This is a genomic window from Metabacillus sp. 84, from assembly GCF_050107715.1.
GTDB lineage: Bacteria > Bacillota > Bacilli > Bacillales > Bacillaceae > Metabacillus_B.
Genome location: NZ_JBNILN010000018.1, coordinates 1 through 26,651 on the forward strand (window position 1 = coordinate 1; position 26,651 = coordinate 26,651).

Consider the following 26,651-nt stretch of genomic DNA (forward strand, 5'->3'; position numbering starts at 1 on the left):
AAAGAACAAAACATTTCGGATACTTGAAGCACCACAAACCTTACGGTTTTCAGTGGTACTCCGTATCCGACCTCACTTTCATCCCACACCTGAAGGAATGGGCTTTCCCGTTCGGAAAATCTGTAAAGCTTATCACAATGGTTGCCGGGAGAATAAAAGCCAGTACCGGACTGTACGATGCGTGCCACCTTTTCAATTACTTTAAGTGAATCGGGCCCCCTATCAGTTAAATCACCCACAAAGGATAGTTTTCTTCCATTGGGGTGAACGGGAACACCCTCCTTCTCTATATATCCCAGCTTCTTTATAAGCTCATTTAATTCTCTAAAGCAGCCGTGCACATCTCCGATTACATCGATTTTTACCATCTTCTTCACTCCCGATTAATTTCCAGCGATTATCACAAACTATACCCAAAAGAAGTCCAACTATTCAATAGAGGAGAGTCAGAAAGGTTATGGGTGGAAGAAAAAAAGGGAATGCGGTATTCTAATCACTATGTGATTATGCTATTTTCAAAGTGATTGGAATTAAGAAGGGAGGGAGCTGCGGATGGCTGAACTGAAAAAAATGGACGAGCTTGAAGAAAAGCTTCTGCTGACAGCACTAAGAGAGGATCAGATGGATTCTTTCAGGGATTTGTTTTTTAACCGTCATTCCTATGATCAGGGAAAATGGTTTGTGAAACTTGAACCTGAAGACCGGGCTCTCCTGTACCGATATCTCTCGCCTGAAGAAATGGCTGCGATATTTGAGAACCTGGATGCAGATGAGGAAGAAGTTGAGACGTATCTTTCTGAAATGGATTCCACTTATGCAGCCCACATGCTTGCTCAAATGTATGCCGATGATGCTGTTGATGTTTTAAATGAATTGGATCAGGGCCAGGTAGCGGGATATTTGACACTTATGGAGGAGGAAGCCGCAAAAGAAATACGCGAATTGCTTCACTATAAGGAATTTACCGCCGGAAGCATCATGACGACTGAATTCGTTGCGATCCATGCCCATCAAACCGTGAAATCCGCTATGCAAATATTGAAAACGGAAGCTCCTAATGCTGAAACAATCTATTATACCTTTGTAATAGATGAAGACCGGCGCTTAGCTGGTGTCGTCTCACTTCGGGATTTGATTATTGCTGATGATGACACGATGATTTCTGAAATTATGAATGAACGGGTTTATTCGGTTTTAGTTTCGGTGGATCAGGAGGAAGCGGCCAGAAAGATCAGAGATTATAATTTTCTGGCGCTGCCCGTTGTGGATATTCATGATCGGCTGCTTGGTATCATTACGATTGACGATATTGTTGATGTAATCGATGAAGAAGCTTCGGATGATTACTCGAAGCTTGCCGGGATTTCCGATGCAGATTCTTCTGATAAAGGCCCATTCTCAGCTGCCAAAAAGAGACTTCCATGGCTCATCATCTTGCTGTTTCTCGGCATGCTGACAGCAAGCCTTATTGGCAGGTTTGAAAAGACTCTGGATCAGGTTGCCATATTGTCCGTTTTCATTCCTCTCATTGCTGGGATGGCGGGAAATACGGGTACTCAGGCTCTGGCAGTCGCCATCAGACGGATTGCTATTGGGGAAGATGATAAGGAGACATCCTTGAAAATTTTAAGCAGGGAGGCAGGCACCGGGCTGATCGCAGGGACGATTTGCGGAATCTTAGTTACAGGCATTGTATTTGCATGGAAAGGGGACCTCCTGTTAGGGTTGCTTGTCGGGACCGCCATTCTTTGCTCGCTCATTGTAGCAGCAGTCGCCGGGGCTATGGTGCCTCTTATCATGCACCGTTTTAAAATTGATCCGGCCGTGGCGTCAGGCCCATTTATTACAACGATTAACGATATTATCAGTATTCTTATCTATCTTGGGCTGGCTTCCCTATTTATTCAAAATCTTCATTCTTAGACAGGAGGGCGAACATGGAACACGGAGCTTCCGTAACATCATTGGTTATTGTCGTAATTGTTGCCTTTATGACCCCAATTCTCATGCACCGCTTCAAATTGAATTTTTTGCCGGTAGTGGTAGCAGAAATTCTGATGGGTCTCGTCATTGGTAAAAGCGGCTTTGACATTGTAGAACAGGACACATGGCTTCAGACACTTTCTACCCTGGGGTTCATTTTCCTGATGTTCCTCAGCGGACTCGAAATAGACTTTAGCGCGTTTACAAGTGGAAAGAGGAAGGAAAAGCTTCCAAACGGAAAGCCGGTTCCAAATACGTTCCTGGCTTCAAGTATTGTTTTTGCCGGGATATTTATCTTGTCTATCGCGATGTCCCTAGTTTTTGCCTGGACAGGATTAATCAAAAACGCCTTTTTAATGACATTAATTATATCGACCATCTCCTTAGGGGTCGTGGTCCCTGTATTAAAGGAAGCCAATATCATGAAAAGCAACATCGGCCAGATTATCCTGCTCGTTGCCGTCATAGCGGATTTAGTCACCATGATTCTGCTTGCCGTATTTGCCTCTATTTACGGAGAAGGAGGGGGAAGCATCTGGCTGCTGCTCATTCTGTTTGCAGCAGGAGTCGTTCTTTACTTTGTCGGAAACCGGTTCAAAAACCGCACGTTTATTGAATCGATGTCAAAAGGAACCGTTCAAATCGGGACGAGAGCCATTTTTGCGCTGATCATCATATTGGTAGGAATTTCCGAAACGATCGGTGCAGAAAACATTTTAGGAGCGTTCCTTGCCGGAGTGCTCGTTTCCCTTCTTTCACCCAACAAAGAAATGGTACAGAAGCTTGATTCGTTTGGGTACGGCTTTTTAATTCCTATCTTTTTTGTCATGATCGGGGTTGAGCTGGACATTTGGAAACTTTTTGGGGATCCTAAAATCTTTGCGCTGATTCCTCTATTGCTCATTGCTTTGTTTGCATCAAAGCTGATTCCGATTTTATACTTGCGGAAATGGTATGATATGAGAACGGTCCTTTCAGGAGGATTCCTCTTAACAGCTACTCTGTCACTGGTTATTGCCGCAACTACCATTGGGCAAAAGGCTAATGTGATCGATGAACAGATGTCAGGGGCATTGATTCTGGTGGCGGTCATTTCAAGCATCATATCGCCTATCGGTTTCAAAAAGCTTTTTCCTAAGCAAAAACTAAAAGAGCAAAAGCTGAAAGTAGCTCTTATCGGGGCCAACCAAATGACCCTGCCGGTTACAAGGGAGCTTAATCCTGATTATTATCAGACGGTCGTTTATCATACGGTGCAGGATAAAATGGACGAACAGATGGCCAAATCCCTGTTTGAGATTAAAGATTTGAATGATTATTCTCTGGATACTCTGATGAAGTGTGATGTTTTTGATGCTGATATTCTGGTTGTTGCCACAGGAGACGAGGAAAGAAACGCCGATATCGCCATTGCTGCAAAAGGGCAGGAAGTTCCGCGGGTCATTGCAAGCATTGCTTCCGCAGAACTGGGAGAGAAGCTCAAAGAACATGGAGTGGATATTTTTTCTGTGCTGCTGTCTACAAAAGTACTGCTTCAGGCTTTGATTGAATCTCCTGACATTGTAAGAATTCTTGCTAACAAAGAAACAGGACTGTATCAGATTACAATGAACAATATCAAGTATTCTGGAGTTACCCTCAGAGCGTTTCCTTTTACAGGAGATATCATCTTTGTCCGGATTTTCAGGGGGAAAGATTCAATTGTGCCGCATGGAGACACCCAGCTTCAGGAAGGGGACCGGCTGCTCGTCACAGGGTCGTTTGAGTACGTAAGAGAATTAAGAAGAGAGCTGCAATAGCAGTTTTTAAGACAGGCATCAATGGCGCCTGTCTTTTTTTCTTGGCAGGTGCTATACTTGTAACCAGGTACTAATAACATGTATAAAACAGGAGGCACACTCAATGAACTTTTCTTTAAAAGGCCGGAATATTGTAGTGATGGGAGTTGCCAATAAACGAAGCATCGCCTGGGGAATCGCGCGCTCTCTTCATAATGCAGGCGCAAGGATTATTTTTACATATGCAGGAGAGCGCTTTGAAAAACCTGTAAAGGACCTTGCTGAGACACTGGAACGCGATGACTCTCTTTTTTATCCATGTGATATTACAAATGATGAGCAAATTAAACAATGCTTTACGGAGATTAAGCAGGAAGTCAGTGTCCTTCACGGAATTGCCCACTGTATTGCGTTTGCCAATAAAGAAGACCTTGCAGGCGATTATATGGCGACAACACGGGAAGGCTTCCTTCTTGCGCATAACATCAGCTCTTATTCCCTAACGGCGGTAGCCAAAGAAGCAAAAGGTTTAATGACTGAAGGCGGAAGTATCGTAACACTTACCTACCTTGGCGGAGAGCGCGTTGTTAAGAACTACAATGTGATGGGTGTAGCGAAAGCTTCCCTGGATGCAAGCGTTAAATATCTTGCTGAAGATCTCGGGAAAGACAACATTCGTGTGAATTCCATTTCAGCTGGTCCAATACGGACTCTTTCTGCAAAAGGAATCAGCGACTTCAACTCCATTCTTAAGGAAATTGAAGAAAAAGCACCCCTTCGCCGTACTACAACTCCAGAAGAAGTCGGCGACACAGCTCTGTTCCTTTTCAGTGACCTGTCCCGGGGAATGACTGGAGAGAATCTGCACGTAGATTCAGGGTATCATATTATCGGCGGATAAAATGAAAAGCTTGAGGCTTCTGTCCTCAAGCTTTTTCTTTATACCCGGCTGGAATAATAGGCAGCAGATATCCCATAGCTTATCAAATGAAGCACGCAGAGGGCAGTAAAAATAAAGAAAGGGAGGGAAATGCCTTCAAATAAGATAATCAATGTCCAGCCAGCAATGATAACAGTAAGCGTTACATTCCAGGAAAAGGCTTTGGCGCTTATACAAGAAATGGATACCGTTCATCATTGCCGCGATGCTTATTTCTCATCTTTATCCCGAATACATAGCCAGCCCTTCCGCAAAGCAATCCAAAAAACAGTCCTGCCAATGCCACCCAATTTTCCGCAAATGCTTCAGCCAATATTCTCATCCCCTTCAAAAATAAATAAATCCTCTATCCTGCATGCAAAGACCTGAGCTAGCTTATGTGCAAGAACTAAGGATGGTTTATACTTGCCTTTTTCCAGCGAAATAACGGTTTGCCTTGAGACATTTACCAGGACTGAGAGCTCCTCCTGCGTCATGCTGATCTCATTTCTTTTCTCACGGATAAGTGTTTTCAACTGAAACCTCCATTTGTGATGTAAAGTTTGCTGTACGTAAACTATACTTTACATCAGGGGTGTAGTCAAGTGCGCTTTACTTTTTTCTTAAACAAAGATTCTTTATAATAGAGGACAGTTATTTGAAATAAGAAAGGCAGAGTGCATCATGCAACCTTTTAATAAATCCAACCTGAAGAAATACCATGAAAAATATGCGAACAGAGGCCGTATTCTGCTTAAATGCGCTGATCGTCCGGGCATTGTTGCAGCCGTTTCAAAATTCCTCTTTGAGCATCATGCGAACATTATTGAATCAAGCCAGTATTCATCCAATCCGGAGGGCGGCACATTTTTTCTCCGAATCGAATTTGAATGCCCTGAGCTTGCAGCGAAACTCTCAGCAATGAATGAATCGTTTGAGCCGATTGCAGATGAATTTCACCTTGAGTGGAAAATTGTCCGCGTCACCGATCTGAAAAAAACCGCCATTTTTGTTTCAAAGGAACCTCATTGCCTCCTGGAAATCATCTGGGCATGGCAAAGCGGTGACATTACCGCGGATCTGTCACTCGTTATCAGCAACCATGACGATTGCCGGGAGATTGTGGAAGCACTTGGAATTCCGTTCTACCACATCCCGGCCACAAAGGAAATCAGGAAAGAAGCAGAAGCAAAGCAAATGCACCTGCTTGATGAATACAATGTGGAACTGATCATATTGGCCCGCTACATGCAAATCCTGACCGAGGACTTTGTAGCCGCTAATCCTAACCGGATCATCAATATTCATCACTCGTTTCTCCCGGCCTTTATTGGTGCCCGGCCTTATGAACGAGCCTACGAGCGCGGTGTAAAATTGATTGGGGCAACCTCTCATTATGTAACGAATGAGCTGGATGAAGGTCCGATTATTGAACAGGATATCGAACGCGTTTCCCATCATGACCATGTTGATGAATTAAAACGGATTGGCCGCTCTATTGAACGGAGCGTTCTCGCCCGTGCAGTTAAATGGCATCTGGAAGACCGCATTTTAGTCGAAGGAAACAAAACCGTCGTCTTTTCCTGATTTCTTCGGGTCATGAATTCCGTAAAAAGCGAATAAACTGTCTTGAACAGTCTATGACCTGGGGGTGGAAAGAATTGTCCGAAAAAAATCAAAAGCAGGCTAAACAGCCGCTCATGTATATTGTCCAGCCTGAAAACATTGCAGCCGAAGCAAATATGCAGCAAGTCGCCGTAAGGAAAAAGATATCAGTCAAGCAAAAGCAAATGAGTGAACCGAAAATTGAAGAAATCGATACACTGGAAGAAACACAAGCTGAAAACAATCAAATTCCAGATCAGCTTGTCCAGGAACAAAGCGAATCCCCAATAGAAACTGAAGCACCTGTCTATGAACGGAAAACGAGAAAGTCGTTAAACCAGATGAGCGTGCCAGAAAAAATCAACTTTTTTGCCACATTACCAAGCAACATCCCGAGAACGCTCTGCCAGGTAGAGCTCTCAGACCAGACATACAGAGGGATTATTCTTGGTGAAACAGACGGAATCGTTCATATAAGAACAAGCGCAAGTTCTCAGCCAGTCAATATTAAAGCAGAAGATATCCAGGCGATCCAGCCAATCGGATTTTAAAAAGAGCTGAATCGGGGACACCCGAGTTCAGCTCTTTTTTTTAATAATCAGCTGTTATGTGTGCGGTTAATGAGTCTTGGATTTTGACACCAGATGGAGCAGAAGCAGTTCAAGTCCACTTCAATGCAGGAATCTGTTTTCTCCAATCGAAAAACATCACATGGACTGTCTTTATGAAAATCCAAAACATGTGCTTTTGCATCAAACGCAATCAGTAAACGAAGTGTAGCACAGCATTTTTCCACATGCTCTACACGAAAGAAGATGGTATTAAAGCAATCTCCCGCAGTGAGTCCCCCTACATTCCCAAAAGCTGTGAATGGAGTTCCCATTTTCGTATATAGAATGAATGGAATCGTATCTCCCAACGTATTAACAGGGGAAAGAAGGTTGCTGTAACAGCTGGTAGAACACTGCTCCTCCACTGCATTCTGCAGATCGCTGATGTTTTCAACCGCGTCGCAAACACACCCGAAGTCTTTAGAACGAGTCATTATTATCCCTCCCGAATAAGGATTATTGTCTATACTAGGATAGGCAGGTACAAGACTAAAGGTGCTAGGGCAAGTGCCTATTCAGTTAAATTTATTTATAGCCGGCAGCCAGGGAAGAGAGGCAATCATCCGGCAGGAATGAACGGGGTTTGGAAGAATGCACTCAAGGGCAGGAAATACAGCTCATAGAATGCGGTGAAATTGGGAAGAGGGTAAGTGAAATGGGGGCTTAAAACGGACAGATCATCGGTGCAGGGCGGCAGGCTGAAGTGGAGGGCTGGAAATGGGCAGATCAGCGGGGGCAGGGAGGCAGGCTGGAGTGGAGGGCTGGAAATGGGCAGATCAGCGGGGGCAGGGAGGCAGGCTGGAGTGGAGGGCTGGAAATGGGCAGATCAATGGGGGGAGGCAGGCTGACGAAACTTAGGGGGAAGCGGAGAAGGTGAGGAACGGGAGCTGAGTTGATTTTGCCGTTTGAAAGGGCAATGAAAGCCGGACTGTTCAGAAAGGCGCAGGGAGGAAAGGAGCGGGGGCAAAATTGAGGAAGTGGCACTTTTTTGAGGCTGCAAGGGGAAGGAATTGCAAGTGCGGACTGGACGGATAAGCGGGAGAAGGGGCAATAATGGGGAGTTTGCTCAGGCTGCATGTGCCAGTCGATTTACGTTCCGTGTTTCGGATTACTTAAAACCCCAAGTTACCTCACGACTCAATCTTTATAAATTTGATATTCCCAGCAAAAAGGTGATGCTCAGAGCAGCTTGTTCGTTTCGTTCGGTTTTTAGAAAATATTTGCATGCTCGCTCTCTTACTCAAGGAGCCATGATTTTTTACTGAATACCTCCGTTTTAGCTGCCAAATCCGCCGTCATATGCTATAAATCTTTGGAATGGAATCAGAAGGCAATGGTGAATGGCGCCGATTGCCCGGAAAATAGCTCTGAAGACTTTTAGATTGCCTGCCAAAACGACAATATCCGGAGAAAATCAAATATATCGGCTATTATTTTCATATATCGGCTATTTTTACAATATATCGACTGAAAAAACATTATATCGACCAAAATAAAAATATATCGGCGATAAAATCAATATATCGATTATTCGAGGTGATTTGACAAATTTTGCTTTAGCCATATTATCCTTTACAAGCAGACCTGTTAACAGCCGGTCATCCCCATCAAAGAGCCGCCCATGTAAAAGGAACCGCCCCCCAGTAAGAGCCGCCCATGTAAAAGGAACCGCCCCCCATTAAGAGCCGCCCATGTAAAGGGGAACCGCCCCCCATTAAGAGCCCCTCATGTAAAAGGAAACCACCCCCAGTAAGAACCGCCAATGTAAAGGGGGAACCATCCCCATTAAAGAGCCTCCCATGTAAATGTACCGCCCCCACCAGCAACCCACCCTCCGCAGCCGGAATCCATTTCAGCGTAACGCTTCTCCACCTGCACCGCCATTTCCCCTTCATAACGCAAAAAAAAAAATAGACTACCATTTAGGCAGTCTACTAAGGTGTTATCCATGGTGGTGCTTTTTCTTGTTCATCGGGGATACACGGTTTACAAGCTCTGGGGATAGACATTGGATTGCGCAGAAGCAATCCAGATCTACTTCGATGCAAAAGTCGGATTTTTCAAGTCCAAAGAAGTCTTCTGCGCACGGGTCACAAACGCTGATTGTGTCGCCGTCTACATTCACTGGTTTAAGCAGGGAAAGGGTAGCGCAGCAATCTCTTAGGCTTTCAACGCGGAAGAAGATTGTTTCAAAGCAAGTAGCGTCATCCATAAATCCGCCTACATTTCCGAATGCTGAGAATAGTTTTCCTTTTTTATCAAATAACAAGAACGGAATTGTATCACGGCCAGGCATAGCTGATGGGCTTAGCAGGTTGCTGTAGCAGCTGGTAGGGCAGCTTTCCTCGACAGCCTCTTGTTCTGCCAGGATGTTTTCGACCGCTTTGCATACACAGCTATCGAAGTCGTATTTTCCATGGGATTTTCCGCAGCTCATGTTTTCATCTCCTTAATAATTGGTTGATTGACATTAGTCTTTAACAACATATGTGGGGACCTATCCGTTGGTGTGGGTGAACGTCACGAGTATTTGGATGGATGCGGAAAAAGAAGGAAAAAGAAAAAGCAGGCGGGGAGCCTGCTTTTTTTTAGGGGGAGAATTAGAAGATGTCGATGGATACGACAAGAGCAAGAAGGATCTGGATAAGCAATTGCAAGGATACAGCGATGTCTGTGTCTGTTGTTTTTACATTTACGTTGCGGGAGTTTTCGATAACCAATTTTTGTGCGCTTGCTTGAGTGATTGTCGCTTTTTGCAAGAGATCTTGTGTAACCATTTCAGCACGGGCGCTGTCAGCGATTGTTAGATTGATGACTAGGGCGATGGCCACTTGAAGTGCTGCTTGAAGGGATACACCGATTTGTGTTTCAGTTGTTGTAACCTCGATATCACAAGAGTCTTTGATGATGATGGTTTCAGAAGAAAGCTGGTTCGTGTTGCTTACTTGATCGAAGTTCTGATCTACCTCTCCGTTATTATCGCACATTGTGCCAAGTCTGTTGCTGCATTCTGTAGGGTGGGAGCAGCTTCTGTCGTTGGCAACCCAAGAGTAATTTGACATGTTCATTTTCCTCCTTTCATTGTAATACTATTAAATGTTTGGATATCTGCTTTTGTTTAGACAAACATCCTGAGGCAATAACCCATTTTTTGATTACTCGTTGTTTTTCTTGTTTTTAAGCATGTCTCGTAGTGTTGTGTTTTTTGGTGCTTCTGCTTTAGGAGCTTCTTCGTCTTCTTTTTTCTTGGCTTGAGCTTCGATGAATTCGTCTACTTTCGCTTGCAGGTCGAGTACAACGGCTTTAATTTTCTGTTTTTGGTCTTCTGTAAGCTGTTTTTTTGTATCGTCCGTAATGTTGTTTTTGTTAAATACATCGGAAACAAACAGCTGCATGAGGGTTGAAGAAATGTCGTTCAGGTTTTTGCTTGACATGGTAGTCACTCCTTTTGATTATAGTTAAGAAAGGGTTACAGAATGTCGATCTGCAGCAACAGAGCCAGCAGGATTTGAATGAGCAGCTGCAGGGATATCGAGACGTCTGTATCAGTAGCTTTAACCGTTACATTCTCAGAGCCGATAATGATGATGCGCTGTTTCTTTCGTTGCTGAAGGACGGCGCTGGTTAAAATATGCTGGGTCACTTGTTCTGCTCGTGAACTGTCTGCAATCGTCAAATTGATTACAAGGGCGATGGCCGCCTGGATTGCAGCTTGTATGGAAAGAGCGAGCTGAGTGTCGGTGGTTTCGACCGTAATTTCGTTTGAGTCTTTAATGTAGATGCCTTCGTCCGTTTGCTGAAACAGAGAGATTGTCTGCTCTGTATCCTGACTCACTGGTTCATCCATGACTGACCGATCATTAGACAAATGATTCACTCCTTTCCCATATATACATAGTTAATGCAGCTCTGATATGTTTGGACTGATGAAAACATACAGTTTTCAGGTGATTTTTTTCATATCTGTTTACTCCGTTCATATTGTAATAGAGGAACGGAAGGTGAAGAAGATGTTTGAAAACTGGTTAACATTTTGTTTATTTGCGTTAGCTGTTTTTCGTCTGACAAGGCTGATCGTTTTTGACAAAATCATGGAATGGCTGCGAAGGCCATTTCATGAAGAATACACTGTGGATGGCGTAATTTATATTGAAATGAAAGGAAAAGGGCTAAGAAGGTGGATTGGGGAACTTCTAAGCTGCTATTGGTGTACCGGGGTGTGGTGTTCAGGGTTCCTTTATGGAAGCTGGCTCTTGTGGCCGGAAGGGACAGAGCCGCTGGTTTGTATATTGGCGCTTGCCGGATTTGCCGGAATGATTGAGTCTGCTATATCAAGATTGCTGGATTAGGTTGATGACTCAGTACAAATTCTTTTCATCAATCATAAAATACCTTATCACCGAACAAGGAAGGTGCTCTGGCAATGAAGCAACCATATTTGAATTCCAATCCTCAGCCTGCTGTACCTGTGCAGCAGGTTTCTAAGCCTGTAAAGAAAAAAGGCTGCGGCTGCGGGAAAAAAAGATAAGTGAAAAAGGGCAGGTGTAAACCTGCTCAGCCTGCAGAGAACCCGATGGTTTTTCTGCAGGCTTTTTTGTAGTTGGATTAACATACAAATATAAGGTAATTTTTTTCATAGGAAAAGTAATTATATTGGAAATACGGACAATAAAATGAAAGAACGGACAATAAATCTGAAATACGGACAATAAAACGAAAGTACGGACAATAAATCTGGAATATGGACAATAAAACAAATTCCGTACCGGAACTGGACCAAGGTCTGTGAGGTTTAACGCCACAGTGCAGCCTTCAGTCTCAAAAACCGGCCGACCGGGAAACAATGCCTCTGTACGATCTAGCGGATTTTGTCGAAAAGTAATTATATTGGAAATACGGACAATAAAATGAAAGTACGGACAATAAATCTGGAATACGGACAATAAAACGAAAGTACGGACAATAAATCCGGAATACGGACAATAAAAAATTTCCGTACCGCAACGGATCCCAAAATCCGGACCGGTTTAACGTATAATTTCGGCTTTCAGCCTAAAAAAGGCAGACCAGTATACAATGTGACTGCACAACTTAGCTAATTAGGGCCAATATTTCTTATTCTGAAACGGTTCGGTAAGCACCCGCATTTTGTATGCCTCTCAGCCGGCAGCAGACTGGCTTCAGACGCTCATTGGATGCTTCCGGTTCAGTATCCGGTTCTCCCTGCATGCACTCTCCACTCTGCGGTGGATTGGATCTTTTTTGTGCCCAGTAATTTGCTCTCCATATTCTATATAAAGAGGCGGTGAAGAATATTGGCGAAAAAAAAGCTCAGTAAAGAATTTGAAACGTTTATGGGCGATCGGATGAAGGGGCATGATTCGGTAATGAAAAAAAGCGACTCCTGGCTGAAGGGGAAAGATAAAGAGCTGAATAAGCTTGATGCAGCAGCTGATGGATTTGAGGCAGAAATGGAGAGAGCCGCTCAGGATATGGAGAAATGGATTGTTAAGAAATCCGGGCGAAAATAAAACAGGGGACAAATGTACGAATGTCCATACCCTTTTCAGACAATCTACATATGTTGTAGAGAAGAAGGAAAGGGAGGTGCTTGGCTAATGTCTTATGGATGTTATGGATATGGTGGCGGCTACGGCGGTGGCGGTTACTACGGTTCTACTTTCGTTCTAATCGTAGTATTGTTCATTCTTTTGATCATCGTTGGTGCTTCTTTCTACAACTAATAAACTTGCAGTCTCCTTCAAAGATGTGCAAACAGGAAAGTACGGGTTTAGAGCCCGTACTTTCTCCGTTTAGAAACACATGCACCATTTTTTGGGCACCTTCATAGGATAAATCAACAGTAAGGAGGCAGAAAAAATGGATAATAAATTCTTTAAAAATATTGAAAAGAAAACTGGCGTTAACATGAATGAAATTCTTAATCTTGCCAACTCCCTGCAAAACGCAAACTTCCGTGATGAAAATACAGTTCGCGGTGTTATCCGGAAAGTCGCTCAAATTGCAAACAAAAAAGTGCCAAAAGAAACCGAAGACAAAATCGTCAATTCCATTGTGAACGGAAAAGAAAAACTGGATTTTAATACGATCTCTAAAATGATTAATAAGAAATAAAGAGAAGCCTTTCGTCCAATTTGGATGAAAGGCTTTCCTGATTTAATTGAGCTCCTGCTCCTGAATCATGTCCGGGGACGCTTTCATCTTAGGTCCGCTGAAAACGTTTGGCCATTTAATATCGAGACGTGCCCGTTCGTAGACCGAGGTGCTGATGATTTCTGCTACATCCTGCAGCTTGTCCTTGCTGATTTTATCAATGGAATCCTGCGGAGAGTGATACCAAGGCTCAGTTGGATTATGAATGAAGAGAGCTGCCGGAATTCCTGCTTCCGCAAACGGCACATGGTCACTTCGGCCGCCTTGGCCGAATGGAGTTGGCTCTCCATTCAGCTTTTTGCTCTTATCCTGGGCAAGCTCTGTCACTAGATTTGCTTTTCCGTCCAGGGTGAGCATGACAAGATCTCCTGCATCCTTGCTTCCAACCATGTCCAGGTTAAAGTTTGCGATGGTCCTGCTGATTTCCTCATCTGAGAGGCTTTCCACGTAGTGATAGGAACCGATAAGTCCGACTTCCTCGGCTCCAAAGGTAACGAACCGAAGCTCCGTGTCCGTTGGCACATGCTGATAAATACGTGCCATTTCAAGAGTCATCGCTGTACCTGAAGCGTCATCATTGGCACCGGGAGCTCCTTCAACTGAATCATGATGGGCACCGATGACGATTACATCACTTTTTTTATTTTTTGATACAACCGGCTTTTTTGTCGCGATGACGTTATGGGAGGTGCGGGTCTCTACTTTTCCGCCTTCCACATGTAAATGGGCCGTTCCGGCATCGCCGCTGCTGATTTTGGCTGCAAGCGCCTCGCCCTCTGCTTTAGTCAGCGTAACGGCGGGTACATATTTTTCGTTTGCTGCCCCTAGTGTGCCGCTTAATGCACCAGTGGTATTGTTGTAAATGATGACCCCGGATGCTCCTTTTTCTGCAGCATTTAACACTTTCTCGGCAAAACTGATTTCGCCGCGTTTAATCATAGCGATTTTACCTGTTAAATCCAAGGTTTGAAGCTCATCTTTTTTCCCAAGGCCTGCAAGAACAAGCTCCCCTGATACTTTGCCGCCGACTGTGTATGTAAATGAACCGGGCTTAAAGCTTTCCGATCCTACGGTAAGCTCAATTTTTGTTGGCGCGTCATACCCCTCAAAAGTAAATGGCTGAACCTTGGTTTTGTACCCGTACGATTCAAATTTCTTCTTTACATACTGTACAGCTCTCCATTCAGATTCGGTCCCTGCAACACGAGGTGTTTTAGAAAGCTCTGCAATCGTGCTGTACATGTTCTCTGCATTAATCTTTTTTAAGATTTTTTTCTCGGTTACATTCAGCTCGAATGCCTGCTCTGCAGGTTTAGCATAAGCCGTTTGCGCACCTGCGGCCCCTAGGATGAGAGAAGCGGCCAGGACAGAAGCAAAAATTGGTTTCTTCATTATAAACCCCCTAAAAATGATAGTCTTACAGTTTCATTTTATATTGTTTCGGCAAGCGAAATAAGTGACATAATGACCGAACAATAGTAGTCTGAATTTTCTATTTTTTGATGCGTTTTGTAGATAATGGGAGTTTAAGAAGGGGACTTTGGAAGCACTTTGGAAATAATTGTTTAAATATGTAAGGGGTGAGGGGAAACAAATACCAGACTCATCGAGGGTAGGAGGGAAGCAGACGGATGCAGCAGGGGCAGGTCTCCTGCGCGGGGAAGCAGAACATATGGTACCCACTGTTACGATAAGCAGGGAGCGGTTTCAGCCTGCAGCATGCAATAACTGTCAGCATCCTTTATCTGTTCGTTTTTTTACGCTGTTTTCGTAAGGTGTTTTTGATTTGTTAAGAAAATATAATATATCATATGTTAAAATATAGAAAATAGAATTGACATTAGTTAAGAGACTTTCTTAACGATAGGGGGGTTATGAGATGGGTATAGCTTTACTTGTACTTGATATTCAAAAGGGATTTATTGGTGATGAAGCTCGGATGCCAGTAGCAAAACATCAAATCGAACCAATGTTGGAAAAAGTTAATAGAATTGTTGAAAAAGCTGACAGTCAAGGTGTCCCTGTTGTGTATATAGGTAATGAATATGAACCTAAACAGTTTATTGTGAATTTTTTAACCAAAAATTCAGCATTAAAAGGAAGTGAAGGTGCTGAATTAGATGATAGATTGCTAATGGTGAATAATTTATATTTTCCAAAAAACAAAAGGAGTGCATTGAGTAATTCAGAACTTGTTTCATATTTAATGACTAATGAGATTAAGCATATTGTTATTGTAGGTTTATTTGCAGAGGGTTGTGTAGCCTCAACAGCACTTGACTCAATTCGTAGGAATTTCACTGTAACAGTAGTAAGAGATGCAGTTGCAAGTTCGAATGATATAAAAAGAGAGAAGTCATTAATGTTTCTAAATAATAGTGGAATTGCCGTTATGGACTCAACAAAATTAATAGAGTTGTTCCATAAATAACAGGGCTATCTTGTATTTCGGATTTAAAAAGTATTTTATGCACTTCTAAACATATCCACTGTAATGTAATTTGATTTTTGGCAAGCACCAAACAAAAGTTGTCTGCGTTCTTTGTGAGCAACTTTTTTACTTTGGTCAAGGTATCGGAACCAAAATAAATAGTTATCCAAATAATTTGTTGCAACACCTTGAAATCTCTCCATAAACTGCTTTAATCGTTTGTGATAAGCATTAACGTGTTGGATATGAAAGATAGATTTCTTCACATAAATTCCTTTTCTCATATTTACCATTTCGTGTTGTAAGCCCTTATCCTTAGCAAACCTTTTGTAGTTTGTAGCTGTATCACTACATAGCAAAGCAGAGGTGTCGATATATACACCTAACACCTTGTCTATATCCGTCGATTTGATACGCCCTTTTCCTGCCATTTGAGAAATAACTTGTCCATTTCGGTCTTGAGCAACGAGAACGCAGATTTGCTCCTTTGAAATGCCTCTTTTCGTAGCCACACCACCACGCTTACTAGGTTTTCTATGAGTAATAGATTTTTTCCCTTTATCACTTTCCAGAAAAATGTTTCATCCCTCTCTACAATCCCTTTTAAGGTTTGATTTCCTAATGAACGGATAGCTTTTAGAATTTTATGTCGCCAATAAAAAGCCGTAGAAATATGAATTTCCAAGGCTTCTGAAATTTTGGGTAGAGTATAACCCTCAATCATCATTTCAAAGTGTTTGAGCCACTTATGAGGGTATCGAGATCCTGATAATGGAGTATTTGTCATATCGTTAAAGGTCTTACCGCAATCCTTGCAAAGATAACGTTGTCTTGCACGATATTTACCATTCTTCTTGACTGATAGACTACCACAGTGAAGACACGCCAGACCGCCAGAAAAACGAGTTTCACGAATGTCTTTGAGCATCTTCGCAATATCTTCCCGTTCTTCTGGAAACAAGTCTTGTTTCATTGCTTCAAATAGGGCTAATTGCTCTGATTTTGATGAGTCACTAATATTACGATAAACGTGTCTCCACATATCCGAACACCTCCATAAATGGCAATATATCAGCCTATTTATAGTATGGTCAAATAGCAACAATCTATGTGAAAACAGCCTTTTTTTAAAAGCAAGGCTCTGTTAATGTTGTTGTTGATTTTCCTTTTGAACCAGTGGGCAGTTTAACTAAAGAATCAGGTATTCTTAGAAGGGAGTTGAAGTAGTACTCTGGTAAAAAAAGTGCGGGAATTAAAAATGTAAAACAATTTGAGGAGGAAATTAAAATGAGAATAGAGAGTGAGAGAATTTATTTAAGGCCTCTTTGCGAGTTAGATGCACCTATGATATTAGAAAACACAATGGATAAAGAAATACGTTATATGACTGGAACGAAATCTAATTTTTCACTGGATCAAATTAAGAACCATATTGAAAATGTTAATAATGATTCAAGTCGCTATGATTTCGCTATTTGTTTAAAAGGTACTGACGAAATGATTGGGGATTTATCGATTTTAGAAATAGATGAGGAGAACAAAAAAGCAGGATTCAGAATATCGATGGCTTCTATTTCATTAACAGGTAAAGGATATGGTACTGAAGCTATAAACATTGTTCTAAGAATTGTTTTTGAACAACTCCAATTAAATCGTTTACAGTTAGAAGTATTTAGCCATAATTTGCGTGGAATTAGAGCGTATGAAAAGGCAGGGTTTGTAAAAGAAGGCGTCTTACGTCAATCCTTATACTATAATGATTCGTACTCAGATGAAATTGTTATGTCATTACTTAAATGTGATTTTAAAAGTATGCTATTGTAATAATCCAAGATACAAATGCTAGGTTGATAGCTTTTAATACATAAATAAGGGATCAATCGGTTAGAAGATTGTGAAGTAATATACTTAAACTAACGGTTGCTTTAGGTGAAGAAGACGCCAACAACAAAAATTCATAAATGAGTTCATTTCGGATGAAATATCAACATTAACGTATAACAGAGCCAAAAGCAATAAGGCAAATAAAATGAGCAAAGTGAGAACACTTTGCCCAGGCTTCTCCATCTGCTATATATGTTTGGCGATGGCATATAAAAGATAAATAACAAGAGTTACGGCGAGAGCGATCTTCGAAGCATCCTTAATCCGCTTGTCTGGAAAAGTGATATTCACTAAATAAAAGAAACCAGCGGCCCAAACTCCAGCCTGAAAGAAAGTAAATAAAATATTATAAAGTACAGATAAAAAATCCATCTTCACAACTCCTTTCCGTCTTGTGTTCTATATGTATTTCTAAAATCCGAAATAATGCTTTTCCTATCGGGCAGACGAGCCTGAAATTTTACCGGGCAATCCTGATGGTGGATTCAGCTAATAGAATTGAGGGAAAATTGAGGGGTTCTATTCATGAAATCACTATTCAAGGGGAAGGAGATTGAAGAATGTTCTACTGGCCGTTCTGATTATGCTGCTGCTTTTTCATTCGTTCTTTCCATTTATGGAGTGGTTGATTCTTGCTGCCGTTTTGCCTTCCTACGCTTTGTTGACTGCATTCACTTCGAAAAAATGACTTCTTATGCATACAGGATTGTGGTGATTTTTAGTGCAGGGATATTAAGTATTTGCATGATGAATTTTTTTCTCCCTGAAAATATCCTTTTTTCCCAGCTATTATTGTATTTATCGCTATGATTGTCAGGAGAGTGGCTCTTATCACTTTTGGGGGATACGACTAAAAGAATGAAAGAGGATGGTTGGTGAGGGACCAATGAAATACCCGGTTTCCGCTGCCGGCCGCCATTTTGCTTTGAAAATAGTAAACCCCCTGCCTTGCATGATGAACTGCAATGCGGGGGTTTCTTCTAAGACAGGTGGTCACCCTGCTTCCTATTGTTCAATTGCCTGAAAAAATCGTGATGGGGCACTTTTTTTTCCGCGCCGCGTTTGAGGAGCAGATAAATAGAGCTCGTATTGGGCGCGGGTCATCGCCACATAAAGCAGCCTGCGCTCTTCTTCAAATGCTGCAAATTCCCCGTTACGTGCAGACTCAAGAGAGAAATCGTGAGGGATGCTGCCGTCCACTGCACCGAGGACATAGACGTATGGAAATTCAAGGCCTTTTGATCGGTGAATCGTCATTAACCGGACACCGTTCGCCTGATTTCGGCCATTTCTTTTAAGATCAGCAGAGAGGGCGGTCATATGATCCGCATGCTCCAGCAGTTCTTTTATCGTGCTGAACTTTTTGGCTGCAACTTTTAAATCCTGAAGGTCATCGGAACCTTTCTCGATTTTGTTCCCTTCATTGCCCCGTTTTTTAATGGTGTCTGCAAGCCCCATTTTTTTCTCGATAACTAGGAGTGCATCAAGTGGCGCCATTGTACGGATCCGCTGAAAATATGGAAGGATGTCCTTGATTTTCTTTTGCTGGAAAGGCTTTATGTCCTTGATATGAACAAGAGCTTCAAGCAGTGTACAATCATTCATTATGGATAATGCTTTTACATCCTGCAAAACCTGGGATTTCAGGAATAGGGCAAAGACGAGGTCTTTCATTGCTTGACCATCATCCGGATTGACCGCCAATCTTAAATAAGCCAGCGGGGTCCGAACCATTTTCCTCTCGTAAAAAGAGCCGGTTTCCTGGTCAATTGCATAGGGAATGCTGGACTCGCTCAGCCGCTCAAATATCGCCCGGCCGCCGGTATGGGTGCGGTAGAGGATGGCAAAATCCTCAGGTCTGCGTCCATTGAGCATTTTCTCCTTCAGATCGTTGACGATGAGGGTTGCTTCCTCCTCTTCATCATAAGGGTAAAAGAACAGCGGTTTGACTCCATTTGTGAAGGTGGCATCCATTCTCTTTTTGTGGCGCTCTCGGTTTTTAGCAATCATTTTGTTGGCTGTTGCGACAATTTCATGGCTTGACCTGTAGTTGGAAGCAAGGTGAATAACCTTCGCTCCCGGAAAATCTTTTGTGAATTGAAGCAGAAAGGCGGGATTGCTTCCACGGAATGCATAGATAGACTGATCATCGTCTCCTACTGCAAAAACGGATTGCCGGCGCTCTGATAATAGTTGAATCATTTCATATTGGACTTGATTGATGTCCTGAAATTCATCAATGAGGATCGAAGCAAATCGTTTTTGATACATTTCACGAATCTCATCGTTGTGTTCCAGCAGCAGCAGGCACTGCAGCAGCATATCATCAAAATCAAACTGGCCATTGGCCTCTTTAAACTCTTCATATCTTTTATATAGAAAGGAAGCTTTTTCCTCCCATTTGTCTGCGCATTTAATGTCAGCAGGTGAAAGCCGGGAGTTTTTCCAAAGTCCTATCTGCTGAAGCGCCTGATCAAAAGGGAACTCTGTTTCATCAAGCTTCAGCTCTCGGCCGGCTTGCTTGACGTATTGCTCGCGCTGCCATTCCTTTAAAAGATGTTTAGAATCCCAGCGGCTCCTGTCGTGGTGAGTAAGAATACGGTAAAAGATGCCATGGAAGGTCCCTGTCACCATGCGGTTCACCTGCTGAGGCGAAAGACCATACAGCGAGGACATCCGCTCTTTCATTTCCTTCGCGGCCTTCACAGTAAATGTGATCAGCATAATAGAGGCCGGGTCGGCTCCTTTCTCCTGGATTAAATAAGCAGCCCTTGAGGTCAAAACCCTGGTCTTCCCGCTGCCGGCTCCTGCCAGTACGAGGGTAGAGGCTGCTTCAGAAGTGACCGCTGCATGCTGTGCCTGATTAAGCGTAACGTCATCAAAAAGCGTAATAAGCGGATCTTCCTTTTGAGTGAACGGAGCAATCAATCCTGGAAAATCAGGGTTTCTCCAAACCGTGGAAGCATCTGAATCGGATACCGGCTTGTTCTTAGGCATCCGAAACCCTCCAGATGACGTTTCCTGGTGATCTGGTTTTAGAGGTTTCGAAGGAATATATGCGTTTACACAGGCCTCTGAACCGGATTGATCTGTATGGATGAATTCAGGAGGAGAAGAGATCCTGAACTGCAGGATAACCGGACGTCCGCAAACAGGGCATGTCAGGAGACCGGCTTTACTTAAGTTATAAAGCTTTTGAAAATCCTCTCTGGGATACGAAGGGAGTTCTATCAATCTATCAGAAAATTTCGCAAAAAACATTTGGTTTCCTCCCATAAAATCACTTTAGGGCACGTATATTATATGTAAAATAGACAACAACCATCTTAACAGATGGCTAAAAAAAGAAAAAGGTAATGAAGGCGTTTTTTATTAAAATATTGGGGTATGTTTATATAAAGGAGAGTGGGAGAATGAGCTGGGTCGCGCCTATTCAAAATGATCAGTACATACAGTATGCCAATCGCTCTGTGCCTGTAAAAAATGATTATGCTGCACTTAACCGTGTTCAAAAAATCCATCTTCAACGCGATAAAATGGAGGAAGAACGCAAGTTTGAGGAAAACCGGTTTTCAAGATTATTTGAACGCGCCAAACGGTCTTCTGAACGGACATTGCCTTCTGAACCCGGAAAAGGACTTTCATTTGATATCAGGATATAAACAGCTTCAGGTTAATAAAAGCTTCAGTTATGCTGACCGGTTAATATTTCGGCAGCAGAACCGCCTGATCATTGCCATATGAGGGGGAGACTGCTCTGAGCGCCAGGAGCAGTCTGTATAGACCGGATAAGGTCTTATTTTTTTTGGACAAACAGCCCATCTCCTTTGCGCCATTCAGCATAAAGGACATGCTTATAGGAGTGAATGTGCTGAACAGATAATTCTGTAGCAAGCCATTCTTCGGTAAGGCCTGCTTCTGCTAAATTATCCCGCTGAACAGACCCATCCAATATCAGGCTGTAAGGAAGAACAGGCTCAGTCCCATCCATGGAAAAGTCCGAACGGACCGGCATTTCATATTGATGTTTTTTTAAAATGCTTACACTGCCATCCGTTTCAAGAATGGCAAATTCAATCTCTCTCATAGAAAAAGTGCCTTTTGACCGGATCAAATGCTGCAGCTGATTTAAGTCAAGCTTCTCTTTCTTTAACTGATCCTTCAATATGTTTCCGTTCCGTATTACAATGGTTGGACTTCCTTCCATGAGAATCCGGGCTTTGTTGGACTTTTGGGTAAACCACTCTATTATGAAGATCAAAATTCCCCAAATGGCAATGGCAAAGAGGATATCTGCTATCCCGATATCTTCGTCATAAACGGCATTGCCCACCAATTCCCCGAGGACGAGAGCAGAAATAAAATCAAAGGTAGTAATTTGTGTGATCTGTGTTTTCCCAAGGAGCCTTGACATGACAAACAATCCGAAAAATCCCACAACCAGTTCAACTGCTATTTTAAACATATCCATGACAATCACCCTTAGTAGCTTGCACAGCTAACCGGACTTTCACTCAAATAAAAACCGGCAGCGGATTTCCGCTGTCGGTTATGTACGTTTTTTAATCATCGTTACATGTGGAATGCCGGCATCCATGAATGTACCTGAGCGTATTTCATAGCCGAGTCTTTCATAAAATGGTACCGCCTGGGTCTGCGCATTCAGCTTAAATTTTTCAATATTAGGCGCTGCGACGGTTTCAAGCTCTTTCATGATTATTTTACCGGCACCTCTCCCGCGATGGGAGGGAAGGATGCAGATGCGCTCAAGTTTCCCATAGCCATCCAACTCCCTTATTCTTCCGGTTCCGACTGGCTGGCTTTCATCGTAAAGCACTACATGAACAGCTGCTTCCTCATGCTCGTCTACTTCTTCTTCTGCCGGCACTTTTTGCTCTTCTACAAATACCTTCATGCGGATAGAAAAGGCATCCTGCATTTCTTTTTCTGTCTGAACGACTTTAGCGTGCATCAAAGATCTCCTTTTTCAAGGATAAACGTCTCGTATACCGTCCAGGCTCCGTTTTCAAGCTGATAAAGAAGATGGAAGCGGTCAATCATTTCAATATGATGATTCTCCTGCATTTTAAGCTGTCCAAGTACATCTGCCATTTCTGCATCCGATAGTTTTTGGCCAATGGTGATATGAGGAACAAATGAATATTCGGGCTCCTCTTCCAAAGCACCGGTATAAAGCTCATTATGAAGGGCTATCAGATTGTCATTCGGTTCCGCTTTTAAGTAAATAACATTATTAACGGGAGAAAAGGAGCTGATTTTTTGAACTTCCAGCTGAACAGGGCTGAATTTTTTAGCGATAGCCCGAAGTTCTTTGGAAATTTCTTTTATATTCTCATCCGATGCTTCAAACGGAGTGCGCAGGGTCAAATGCGGCGGAATGAGCGCATAATGAGGGTCATAGCGTTTTCGGTAAGAATTCGCCAGATCTTGAAGTTTTTTTGCCGGGAATAAGACAATTCCGTATTTCATTCAGGTTCCCTCCATTAGTTGAATAGTAAATTAGAACATGGCCTTCAGCGCATCAGGAAGCAAAGGCTGCCAATGAGTCCATGTGTGGTCTCCATCAAATTCTTCATATGTGTAAGGAAATCCTTTTTTTTCGATCGCTTTTTGCAATTCACGATTCGGTTCGATAAAATTCTGCACCTCTCCGGCAGTGGTTTTTACTTCAGTTTCTCTTATGCCGACCTGATGGTAAATCGTCATTTCCGGTCCTGATGTAAAGGACGAAACGGCCTCAAGCACCTGTGCATCAACATAAGGAGACTGCATAATGATTTTGCCAAAAATGCTCGGATAATCGAGAGCTGTCATGAATCCGATCGTAGCTGCAAGCGAATCACCGATCAGGGCACGGCCCTGACCCACCTGATAGGTCGGAAATTCCCGGTCCAGAAAGGGAACCAGTTCATGAGCGAGAAAACGCTTGTAGGCAGCAAACTTCGCCCCTTCAGGATGGTATTTCTCTCTCCGGTCCTTAACGTTTTTATAAGGAATTCCCACGATAATTAAATTTTCAGCGTTTCCGGTTTCCAGAAGTGATTCATATTGGCGGGCAATCCGCCCAAGCCTGAAGTAATCCTGACCGTCCTGGGCAATCAGGACGCTGTATTTATAGAGCGGTGAAAAGCTTTTGGGCAGGTAGGTGAGTACTGTCAGCTCTTCATCTAATGCCTCTGAAAAAAAAGAAGATTCTTTAACGATTCCAGTTTGCTTCTCCACTTGTAAGTCCTCCAGATGAATGTAATACAAGCTAAAAATTCACTTTTGAATTCGCTTCCACTTATTTTATCACGATTCTGGAAAAAATGCTGTTTTCAAAAGAGCAGAAAAGAATGAATGAAAAGCTTGAAAAAATCATAGATATACGGTAAGGTTATAAAAAATTCATATATTTCCGACGATTTATTCTTATCCAGAGAGGTGGAGGGACTGGCCCTGCGAAACCTCAGCAACCGGTAGACACGCGAACGTGACTGCGTACCAAGGTGCTAAATCCAGCAAGCAACTCGGAGCTTGGGAGATAAGAGGAAGAAATGTTTAAGCGACAAGCCTTCTTCTTATTTCAGGAGAAGGCTTTTTTGTATTCTTTTATTAAAAGAAATGAGGGGATAATATGACAAAACATACAGAAACGATCCTGGCTCAAATAGGCAACCGCAGTGAACAGGCGACAGGCGCCGTCAATCCTCCGATTTACTTAACGACAGCCTATCGCCATGCAGGAATTGGAGAGTCGACGGGCTTTGATTACATACGGACGGGCAACCCGACGAGAGCAATCGCTGAGCATGCTGTTGCGGAGCTTGAAGGAGCAGATCAGGGCTTTGCTTTCAGCTCCGGGATGGGGGCGATTCAGACGATTATGGCTTTGTTTAAAACAGGTGATGATTTAATCGTTTCGTCGGACATCTATGGCGGAACGTACCGGCTTTTTGAGCAGGAATGGCGCAAATATGGATTAACGTTTCAATATGATTCATTTACAAACCTGGAGCATACTGAAGCGAGAATCCTCCCAAATACAAAAGCGATTTTTCTAGAAACGCCAACGAATCCGCTTATGCAGGAAGCGGATATAGCAGCGGTCGCACAAATGGCAAAAAAGCATGGACTGCTGCTGATTGTCGATAACACTTTTTATACACCGGTCATCCAGCAGCCGCTGAAAAGCGGAGCAGATATTGTCATTCACAGCGCAACCAAGTACTTGGGAGGGCATAACGACCTGCTCGCCGGAATTGTGGCAGCGAAAGGCGAAGAGCTCTGCAGGGAGCTTGCGTCCCACCATAATGCAATCGGAGCCGTTTTATCCCCTTTTGATTCCTGGCTCCTGATCAGGGGGTTGAAAACGCTGGCATTAAGAATGAGGCAGCACGAGCTCAATGCTGCAGAAGTGGCGAAATTTTTAGAGGAAAGCCCAGAGGTAACGGATGTCCTTTATCCGGGAAGAGGGGGCATGCTTTCCTTTCGAATCGCTAAAGAGGAGTGGATCAACCCCTTTTTGAAAAATTTGAACATCATCACGTTTGCAGAGAGTCTTGGCGGGGTTGAAAGTTTGATGACGTATCCGGCTACCCAGACGCATATGGATATACCAGAAGAAATACGTACGGCAAACGGTGTCTGTAACCGGCTTCTGCGCTTCTCGGTGGGAATAGAGCACGCAGAAGATATCAAAGCGGATTTGAAGCAGGCATTCGAGGCTGTTAAGGAGGCGGAAAAAATTGAGCAATACTGATTGGTCAATGCAAACGAAGCTGCTGCACAACAGCCATAAAACAGATAAGGAAACGGGAGGAGTCAGCGTTCCCGTTCACCTGTCCTCCACTTTTCATCAGACTGATTTTGATCAGTTCGGGAAATATGATTATGCACGTTCAGGCAACCCGACAAGGGAAGTGCTCGAGAGGGCAATTGCTGATTTGGAAGGCGGTGCAAGAGGATTTGCTTTTTCCTCCGGAATGAGTGCGATCTCGACTGCCTTTCTTTTATTATCAAAAGGGGATCATGTTCTGGTGACTGAAGATGTATACGGAGGCACGTACCGGATGGTAACGGAGGTCCTGAGCAGATTTGGCATTGAATATACATTCGTGGACATGACGGATCTTCACAACGTTGCATCCAAAATCCGTCCAAATACAAAAGTGATCTATTTGGAAACCCCTTCTAATCCGCTTTTAAAAATTACAGATATCCAAGGGATGGTAAAACTTGCAAAAGCGAATGGGTGTCTTACTTTCCTGGACAATACGTTTTTAACCCCTGCACTGCAGCGTCCTCTTCAATTGGGGGTAGACGTTGTCCTTCACAGCGCAACAAAGTTTTTAGCCGGGCACAGTGATGTAGTAGCCGGACTTGCCGCAGTCAAAGATGAAGAATTGGGAAATCAGCTTTACAAGCTGCAGAATTCATTCGGGGCAATTTTAGGTGCACAGGATTCCTGGCTGGTGCTAAGAGGGCTCAAAACCCTTCATGTCAGGCTAAAACAGTCAACCGAATCCGCCCATAAGCTTGCTGCGTTTCTTTCTAAGCACCCTGCAGTAGAGGAAGTATATTATCCAGGCTTATCCTATCATCCGGGCTGGTCGGTGCAGCGTTATCAGGCAGAAGGGCCGGGAGCGGTGCTATCGTTCAAGTTATCGGATGAGGACGCGGTTAGAAAGCTCGTTCATCATGTGCAGCTCCCGGTGTTTGCAGTGAGTCTCGGAGCGGTGGAAACCATCCTCTCCTACCCGGCTAAGATGTCTCATGCGGCTATGCCCAGAGAAGAACGCTATGCAAGAGGAATTACAGACGGCCTGCTGAGAGTCAGTGTAGGCCTGGAAAAAGCAGAGGATTTAATCATGGACTTTAAGGCAGCCCTTGACCAGCTTCCAAAGACGAAGCCGCTGCAGTATGCAAGGTTATAAGTGAGGTTTTTAAGCATCAAATTCAGAAGGGTCTGCTGTAAAAACAATAGCTTGAGAGGGAGGGGATTGGCATAAAGTCGATCCCCTAACTGCTCAGGATCAAAAATAACTGGCTTGGACCAACACCCCAAAAACAAAGAGTGATACGGCAAAAAGCACAACGGCCATTGGGATCCTTTTGCTTTTGTACTCTCTAAGTCCCATCACAATTAAAAGCAGACCCATTAGGAGCATGGAAAGATCCAAAAGGGCAAAATCATCAGATAAGAAAATATATACACTTAGAACCAGGATAAGGAGCGACAGGAGCACCTGGAACATTTTTAATAT

32 protein-coding genes, 1 pseudogene and 1 riboswitch are annotated in these 26,651 nt (G+C 43.2%); of the genes and pseudogenes, 16 read left to right on the top strand and 17 right to left on the bottom strand.

What is annotated here, in order from left to right; genetic code table 11:
- The coding region (locus ACQCV8_RS18895; protein ID WP_426847015.1) for a metallophosphoesterase at positions 1 to 368 on the bottom strand (368 nt) is incomplete at its 3' end.
- Positions 369 to 552: 184 nt separating this feature from the next.
- On the opposite strand from ACQCV8_RS18895, the gene mgtE reads away from it, so the two are divergent.
- The 3 genes from mgtE (at position 553) to fabI (ending at position 4,662) form a co-directional block, all read left to right on the top strand.
- Positions 553 to 1,923, top strand: a complete 1,371-nt coding sequence (gene mgtE / locus ACQCV8_RS18900) for a magnesium transporter (RefSeq protein WP_426847016.1) — start codon at positions 553 to 555, stop codon at positions 1,921 to 1,923.
- Positions 1,924 to 1,937: 14 nt separating this feature from the next.
- Positions 1,938 to 3,782 (top strand): monovalent cation:proton antiporter family protein, encoded by a 1,845-nt coding sequence (locus tag ACQCV8_RS18905; RefSeq protein ID WP_426847017.1) that lies wholly within the window; start codon positions 1,938 to 1,940, stop codon positions 3,780 to 3,782.
- A gap of 103 nt (positions 3,783 to 3,885) precedes the next feature.
- Positions 3,886 to 4,662, top strand: a complete 777-nt coding sequence (gene fabI, locus ACQCV8_RS18910; protein WP_426847018.1) for an enoyl-ACP reductase FabI — start codon at positions 3,886 to 3,888, stop codon at positions 4,660 to 4,662.
- A gap of 208 nt (positions 4,663 to 4,870) precedes the next feature.
- Here fabI and ACQCV8_RS18915 read toward each other — a convergent pair whose 3' ends face one another.
- Positions 4,871 to 5,014: a hypothetical protein gene (locus tag ACQCV8_RS18915; protein WP_426847019.1), complete on the bottom strand. Its 144-nt coding sequence runs from the start codon at positions 5,012 to 5,014 to the stop codon at positions 4,871 to 4,873.
- Positions 5,007 to 5,216: a helix-turn-helix transcriptional regulator gene (locus ACQCV8_RS18920; protein ID WP_426847020.1), complete on the bottom strand. Its 210-nt coding sequence runs from the start codon at positions 5,214 to 5,216 to the stop codon at positions 5,007 to 5,009. The genes ACQCV8_RS18915 and ACQCV8_RS18920 overlap by 8 nt, the downstream gene beginning before the upstream one ends.
- Positions 5,217 to 5,364: 148 nt before the next feature.
- Between ACQCV8_RS18920 and purU the strand changes: the two genes are divergently transcribed.
- Together purU and ACQCV8_RS18930 are read left to right on the top strand one after the other, a co-directional pair.
- Positions 5,365 to 6,267, top strand: a complete 903-nt coding sequence (gene purU, locus ACQCV8_RS18925; protein WP_426847021.1) for a formyltetrahydrofolate deformylase — start codon at positions 5,365 to 5,367, stop codon at positions 6,265 to 6,267.
- Between the two features lie 74 nt (positions 6,268 to 6,341).
- Positions 6,342 to 6,836 (top strand): CotO family spore coat protein, encoded by a 495-nt coding sequence (locus ACQCV8_RS18930; RefSeq protein WP_426847022.1) that lies wholly within the window; start codon positions 6,342 to 6,344, stop codon positions 6,834 to 6,836.
- Positions 6,837 to 6,883: 47 nt separating this feature from the next.
- On the opposite strand, the gene ACQCV8_RS18935 is transcribed toward ACQCV8_RS18930, so the two are convergent.
- Entirely contained in the window at positions 6,884 to 7,330 is a 447-nt protein-coding gene (locus ACQCV8_RS18935; RefSeq protein ID WP_426847023.1) for a CotY/CotZ family spore coat protein, read from the bottom strand.
- A 283-nt stretch (positions 7,331 to 7,613) separates the two neighbouring features.
- Between ACQCV8_RS18935 and ACQCV8_RS18940 the strand changes: the two genes are divergently transcribed.
- Positions 7,614 to 7,754, top strand: coding sequence for a hypothetical protein (locus tag ACQCV8_RS18940; protein WP_426847024.1), 141 nt, complete (start codon positions 7,614 to 7,616; stop codon positions 7,752 to 7,754).
- A gap of 1,084 nt (positions 7,755 to 8,838) precedes the next feature.
- Here ACQCV8_RS18940 and ACQCV8_RS18945 read toward each other — a convergent pair.
- The 4 genes from ACQCV8_RS18945 to ACQCV8_RS18960 all read right to left on the bottom strand — a co-directional run bounded on the left by ACQCV8_RS18945 (position 8,839) and on the right by ACQCV8_RS18960 (position 10,764).
- Entirely contained in the window at positions 8,839 to 9,333 is a 495-nt protein-coding gene (locus tag ACQCV8_RS18945) for a CotY/CotZ family spore coat protein (protein ID WP_426847025.1), read from the bottom strand.
- 163 nt (positions 9,334 to 9,496) lie between these two features.
- Positions 9,497 to 9,958: a spore coat protein gene (locus ACQCV8_RS18950; RefSeq protein ID WP_426847026.1), complete on the bottom strand. Its 462-nt coding sequence runs from the start codon at positions 9,956 to 9,958 to the stop codon at positions 9,497 to 9,499.
- Positions 9,959 to 10,051: 93 nt separating this feature from the next.
- Entirely contained in the window at positions 10,052 to 10,330 is a 279-nt protein-coding gene (locus ACQCV8_RS18955) for a spore coat protein (RefSeq protein WP_426847027.1), read from the bottom strand.
- Between the two features lie 35 nt (positions 10,331 to 10,365).
- Complete coding sequence (locus ACQCV8_RS18960) at positions 10,366 to 10,764, bottom strand: spore coat protein (protein WP_426847028.1); 399 nt, start codon at positions 10,762 to 10,764, stop codon at positions 10,366 to 10,368.
- A gap of 142 nt (positions 10,765 to 10,906) precedes the next feature.
- Between ACQCV8_RS18960 and ACQCV8_RS18965 the strand changes: the two genes are divergently transcribed.
- The 4 genes from ACQCV8_RS18965 (at position 10,907) to ACQCV8_RS18980 (ending at position 13,031) form a co-directional block, all read left to right on the top strand.
- Positions 10,907 to 11,245 carry a DUF1360 domain-containing protein gene (locus ACQCV8_RS18965; RefSeq protein WP_426847029.1) on the top strand — a complete coding sequence of 113 codons (339 nt, stop codon included), beginning with the start codon at positions 10,907 to 10,909 and terminating at the stop codon, positions 11,243 to 11,245.
- A 966-nt stretch (positions 11,246 to 12,211) separates the two neighbouring features.
- A complete protein-coding gene (locus ACQCV8_RS18970) occupies positions 12,212 to 12,427 on the top strand; it encodes a hypothetical protein (RefSeq protein ID WP_426847030.1) in 216 nt (71 codons plus the stop codon).
- 87 nt (positions 12,428 to 12,514) lie between these two features.
- Positions 12,515 to 12,640 (top strand): YjcZ family sporulation protein, encoded by a 126-nt coding sequence (locus ACQCV8_RS18975; protein ID WP_426847031.1) that lies wholly within the window; start codon positions 12,515 to 12,517, stop codon positions 12,638 to 12,640.
- Positions 12,641 to 12,776: 136 nt separating this feature from the next.
- Entirely contained in the window at positions 12,777 to 13,031 is a 255-nt protein-coding gene (locus ACQCV8_RS18980) for a stage VI sporulation protein F (RefSeq protein ID WP_426847032.1), read from the top strand.
- Between the two features lie 42 nt (positions 13,032 to 13,073).
- Here the strand turns inward: ACQCV8_RS18980 and ACQCV8_RS18985 are convergent, their stop codons facing one another.
- Positions 13,074 to 14,462, bottom strand: coding sequence for a M28 family peptidase (locus ACQCV8_RS18985; protein ID WP_426847033.1), 1,389 nt, complete (start codon positions 14,460 to 14,462; stop codon positions 13,074 to 13,076).
- 487 nt (positions 14,463 to 14,949) lie between these two features.
- On the opposite strand from ACQCV8_RS18985, the gene ACQCV8_RS18990 reads away from it, so the two are divergent.
- Entirely contained in the window at positions 14,950 to 15,501 is a 552-nt protein-coding gene (locus ACQCV8_RS18990) for a cysteine hydrolase family protein (protein WP_426847034.1), read from the top strand.
- A gap of 35 nt (positions 15,502 to 15,536) precedes the next feature.
- Here the strand turns inward: ACQCV8_RS18990 and ACQCV8_RS18995 are convergent.
- A pseudogene (locus tag ACQCV8_RS18995) lies at positions 15,537 to 16,543 on the bottom strand (IS1595 family transposase).
- 245 nt (positions 16,544 to 16,788) lie between these two features.
- On the opposite strand from ACQCV8_RS18995, the gene ACQCV8_RS19000 reads away from it, so the two are divergent.
- Positions 16,789 to 17,325: a GNAT family N-acetyltransferase gene (locus ACQCV8_RS19000; protein WP_426847035.1), complete on the top strand. Its 537-nt coding sequence runs from the start codon at positions 16,789 to 16,791 to the stop codon at positions 17,323 to 17,325.
- A gap of 246 nt (positions 17,326 to 17,571) precedes the next feature.
- On the opposite strand, the gene ACQCV8_RS19005 is transcribed toward ACQCV8_RS19000, so the two are convergent.
- Complete coding sequence (locus tag ACQCV8_RS19005) at positions 17,572 to 17,757, bottom strand: hypothetical protein (protein ID WP_426847036.1); 186 nt, start codon at positions 17,755 to 17,757, stop codon at positions 17,572 to 17,574.
- 153 nt (positions 17,758 to 17,910) lie between these two features.
- Between ACQCV8_RS19005 and ACQCV8_RS19010 the strand changes: the two genes are divergently transcribed.
- A complete protein-coding gene (locus ACQCV8_RS19010) occupies positions 17,911 to 18,195 on the top strand; it encodes a hypothetical protein (RefSeq protein WP_426847037.1) in 285 nt (94 codons plus the stop codon).
- 195 nt (positions 18,196 to 18,390) lie between these two features.
- On the opposite strand, the gene ACQCV8_RS19015 is transcribed toward ACQCV8_RS19010, so the two are convergent.
- A complete protein-coding gene (locus tag ACQCV8_RS19015; protein WP_426847038.1) occupies positions 18,391 to 20,646 on the bottom strand; it encodes an ATP-dependent helicase in 2,256 nt (751 codons plus the stop codon).
- A 152-nt stretch (positions 20,647 to 20,798) separates the two neighbouring features.
- Here ACQCV8_RS19015 and ACQCV8_RS19020 point away from each other — a divergent pair, with 152 nt between their 5' ends.
- The gene (locus ACQCV8_RS19020; protein WP_426847039.1) at positions 20,799 to 21,047 is read left to right on the top strand and encodes a hypothetical protein; all 249 of its coding nucleotides are present in this window, start codon (positions 20,799 to 20,801) and stop codon (positions 21,045 to 21,047) included.
- A gap of 134 nt (positions 21,048 to 21,181) precedes the next feature.
- Here ACQCV8_RS19020 and ACQCV8_RS19025 read toward each other — a convergent pair whose 3' ends face one another.
- The 4 genes from ACQCV8_RS19025 to ACQCV8_RS19040 form a co-directional block, all read right to left on the bottom strand.
- Positions 21,182 to 21,856, bottom strand: a complete 675-nt coding sequence (locus ACQCV8_RS19025; RefSeq protein ID WP_426847040.1) for a DUF421 domain-containing protein — start codon at positions 21,854 to 21,856, stop codon at positions 21,182 to 21,184.
- A 78-nt stretch (positions 21,857 to 21,934) separates the two neighbouring features.
- Complete coding sequence (locus ACQCV8_RS19030; RefSeq protein WP_426847041.1) at positions 21,935 to 22,357, bottom strand: GNAT family N-acetyltransferase; 423 nt, start codon at positions 22,355 to 22,357, stop codon at positions 21,935 to 21,937.
- Positions 22,357 to 22,875, bottom strand: coding sequence for a YjcG family protein (locus ACQCV8_RS19035; RefSeq protein ID WP_426847042.1), 519 nt, complete (start codon positions 22,873 to 22,875; stop codon positions 22,357 to 22,359). The genes ACQCV8_RS19030 and ACQCV8_RS19035 overlap by 1 nt, the downstream gene beginning before the upstream one ends.
- A 30-nt stretch (positions 22,876 to 22,905) precedes the next feature.
- A complete protein-coding gene (locus tag ACQCV8_RS19040; protein ID WP_426847043.1) occupies positions 22,906 to 23,628 on the bottom strand; it encodes an esterase family protein in 723 nt (240 codons plus the stop codon).
- A 186-nt stretch (positions 23,629 to 23,814) separates the two neighbouring features.
- Positions 23,815 to 23,936: riboswitch (SAM riboswitch) on the top strand.
- Between the two features lie 86 nt (positions 23,937 to 24,022).
- Between ACQCV8_RS19040 and ACQCV8_RS19045 the strand changes: the two genes are divergently transcribed.
- Complete coding sequence (locus ACQCV8_RS19045) at positions 24,023 to 25,147, top strand: methionine biosynthesis PLP-dependent protein (RefSeq protein WP_426847044.1); 1,125 nt, start codon at positions 24,023 to 24,025, stop codon at positions 25,145 to 25,147.
- A gap of 7 nt (positions 25,148 to 25,154) precedes the next feature.
- On the top strand, positions 25,155 to 26,321 hold the full coding sequence (metC, locus tag ACQCV8_RS19050) for a cystathionine beta-lyase (RefSeq protein WP_426847066.1): 1,167 nt from the start codon (positions 25,155 to 25,157) through the stop codon (positions 26,319 to 26,321).
- 99 nt (positions 26,322 to 26,420) lie between these two features.
- Here metC and ACQCV8_RS19055 read toward each other — a convergent pair whose 3' ends face one another.
- Positions 26,421 to 26,642, bottom strand: a complete 222-nt coding sequence (locus ACQCV8_RS19055) for a DUF3953 domain-containing protein (RefSeq protein ID WP_426847045.1) — start codon at positions 26,640 to 26,642, stop codon at positions 26,421 to 26,423.
- Positions 26,643 to 26,651 lie beyond the last annotated feature (9 nt).

Coding starts and splice junctions, on each gene's coding strand:
- ACQCV8_RS18975 (WP_426847031.1), top strand. CDS start 12,515: ATGTCTTATGGATGTTATGGATATGGTGGCGGCTACGGCGGTGGCGGT.
- ACQCV8_RS18985 (WP_426847033.1), bottom strand. CDS start 14,462: ATGAAGAAACCAATTTTTGCTTCTGTCCTGGCCGCTTCTCTCATCCTA.
- ACQCV8_RS18965 (WP_426847029.1), top strand. CDS start 10,907: ATGTTTGAAAACTGGTTAACATTTTGTTTATTTGCGTTAGCTGTTTTT.
- ACQCV8_RS19030 (WP_426847041.1), bottom strand. CDS start 22,357: ATGCACGCTAAAGTCGTTCAGACAGAAAAAGAAATGCAGGATGCCTTT.
- purU (WP_426847021.1), top strand. CDS start 5,365: ATGCAACCTTTTAATAAATCCAACCTGAAGAAATACCATGAAAAATAT.
- mgtE (WP_426847016.1), top strand. CDS start 553: ATGGCTGAACTGAAAAAAATGGACGAGCTTGAAGAAAAGCTTCTGCTG.
- ACQCV8_RS18945 (WP_426847025.1), bottom strand. CDS start 9,333: ATGAGCTGCGGAAAATCCCATGGAAAATACGACTTCGATAGCTGTGTA.
- ACQCV8_RS19025 (WP_426847040.1), bottom strand. CDS start 21,856: ATGGATATGTTTAAAATAGCAGTTGAACTGGTTGTGGGATTTTTCGGA.
- ACQCV8_RS18940 (WP_426847024.1), top strand. CDS start 7,614: ATGGGCAGATCAGCGGGGGCAGGGAGGCAGGCTGGAGTGGAGGGCTGG.
- ACQCV8_RS19020 (WP_426847039.1), top strand. CDS start 20,799: ATGAGCTGGGTCGCGCCTATTCAAAATGATCAGTACATACAGTATGCC.
- ACQCV8_RS19015 (WP_426847038.1), bottom strand. CDS start 20,646: ATGTTTTTTGCGAAATTTTCTGATAGATTGATAGAACTCCCTTCGTAT.
- metC (WP_426847066.1), top strand. CDS start 25,155: ATGCAAACGAAGCTGCTGCACAACAGCCATAAAACAGATAAGGAAACG.
- ACQCV8_RS19010 (WP_426847037.1), top strand. CDS start 17,911: ATGAAATCACTATTCAAGGGGAAGGAGATTGAAGAATGTTCTACTGGC.
- ACQCV8_RS19005 (WP_426847036.1), bottom strand. CDS start 17,757: ATGGATTTTTTATCTGTACTTTATAATATTTTATTTACTTTCTTTCAG.
- ACQCV8_RS18950 (WP_426847026.1), bottom strand. CDS start 9,958: ATGTCAAATTACTCTTGGGTTGCCAACGACAGAAGCTGCTCCCACCCT.
- ACQCV8_RS19000 (WP_426847035.1), top strand. CDS start 16,789: ATGAGAATAGAGAGTGAGAGAATTTATTTAAGGCCTCTTTGCGAGTTA.
- fabI (WP_426847018.1), top strand. CDS start 3,886: ATGAACTTTTCTTTAAAAGGCCGGAATATTGTAGTGATGGGAGTTGCC.
- ACQCV8_RS18990 (WP_426847034.1), top strand. CDS start 14,950: ATGGGTATAGCTTTACTTGTACTTGATATTCAAAAGGGATTTATTGGT.
- ACQCV8_RS19055 (WP_426847045.1), bottom strand. CDS start 26,642: ATGTTCCAGGTGCTCCTGTCGCTCCTTATCCTGGTTCTAAGTGTATAT.
- ACQCV8_RS19045 (WP_426847044.1), top strand. CDS start 24,023: ATGACAAAACATACAGAAACGATCCTGGCTCAAATAGGCAACCGCAGT.
- ACQCV8_RS18955 (WP_426847027.1), bottom strand. CDS start 10,330: ATGTCAAGCAAAAACCTGAACGACATTTCTTCAACCCTCATGCAGCTG.
- ACQCV8_RS18980 (WP_426847032.1), top strand. CDS start 12,777: ATGGATAATAAATTCTTTAAAAATATTGAAAAGAAAACTGGCGTTAAC.
- ACQCV8_RS18935 (WP_426847023.1), bottom strand. CDS start 7,330: ATGACTCGTTCTAAAGACTTCGGGTGTGTTTGCGACGCGGTTGAAAAC.
- ACQCV8_RS18905 (WP_426847017.1), top strand. CDS start 1,938: ATGGAACACGGAGCTTCCGTAACATCATTGGTTATTGTCGTAATTGTT.
- ACQCV8_RS19035 (WP_426847042.1), bottom strand. CDS start 22,875: ATGAAATACGGAATTGTCTTATTCCCGGCAAAAAAACTTCAAGATCTG.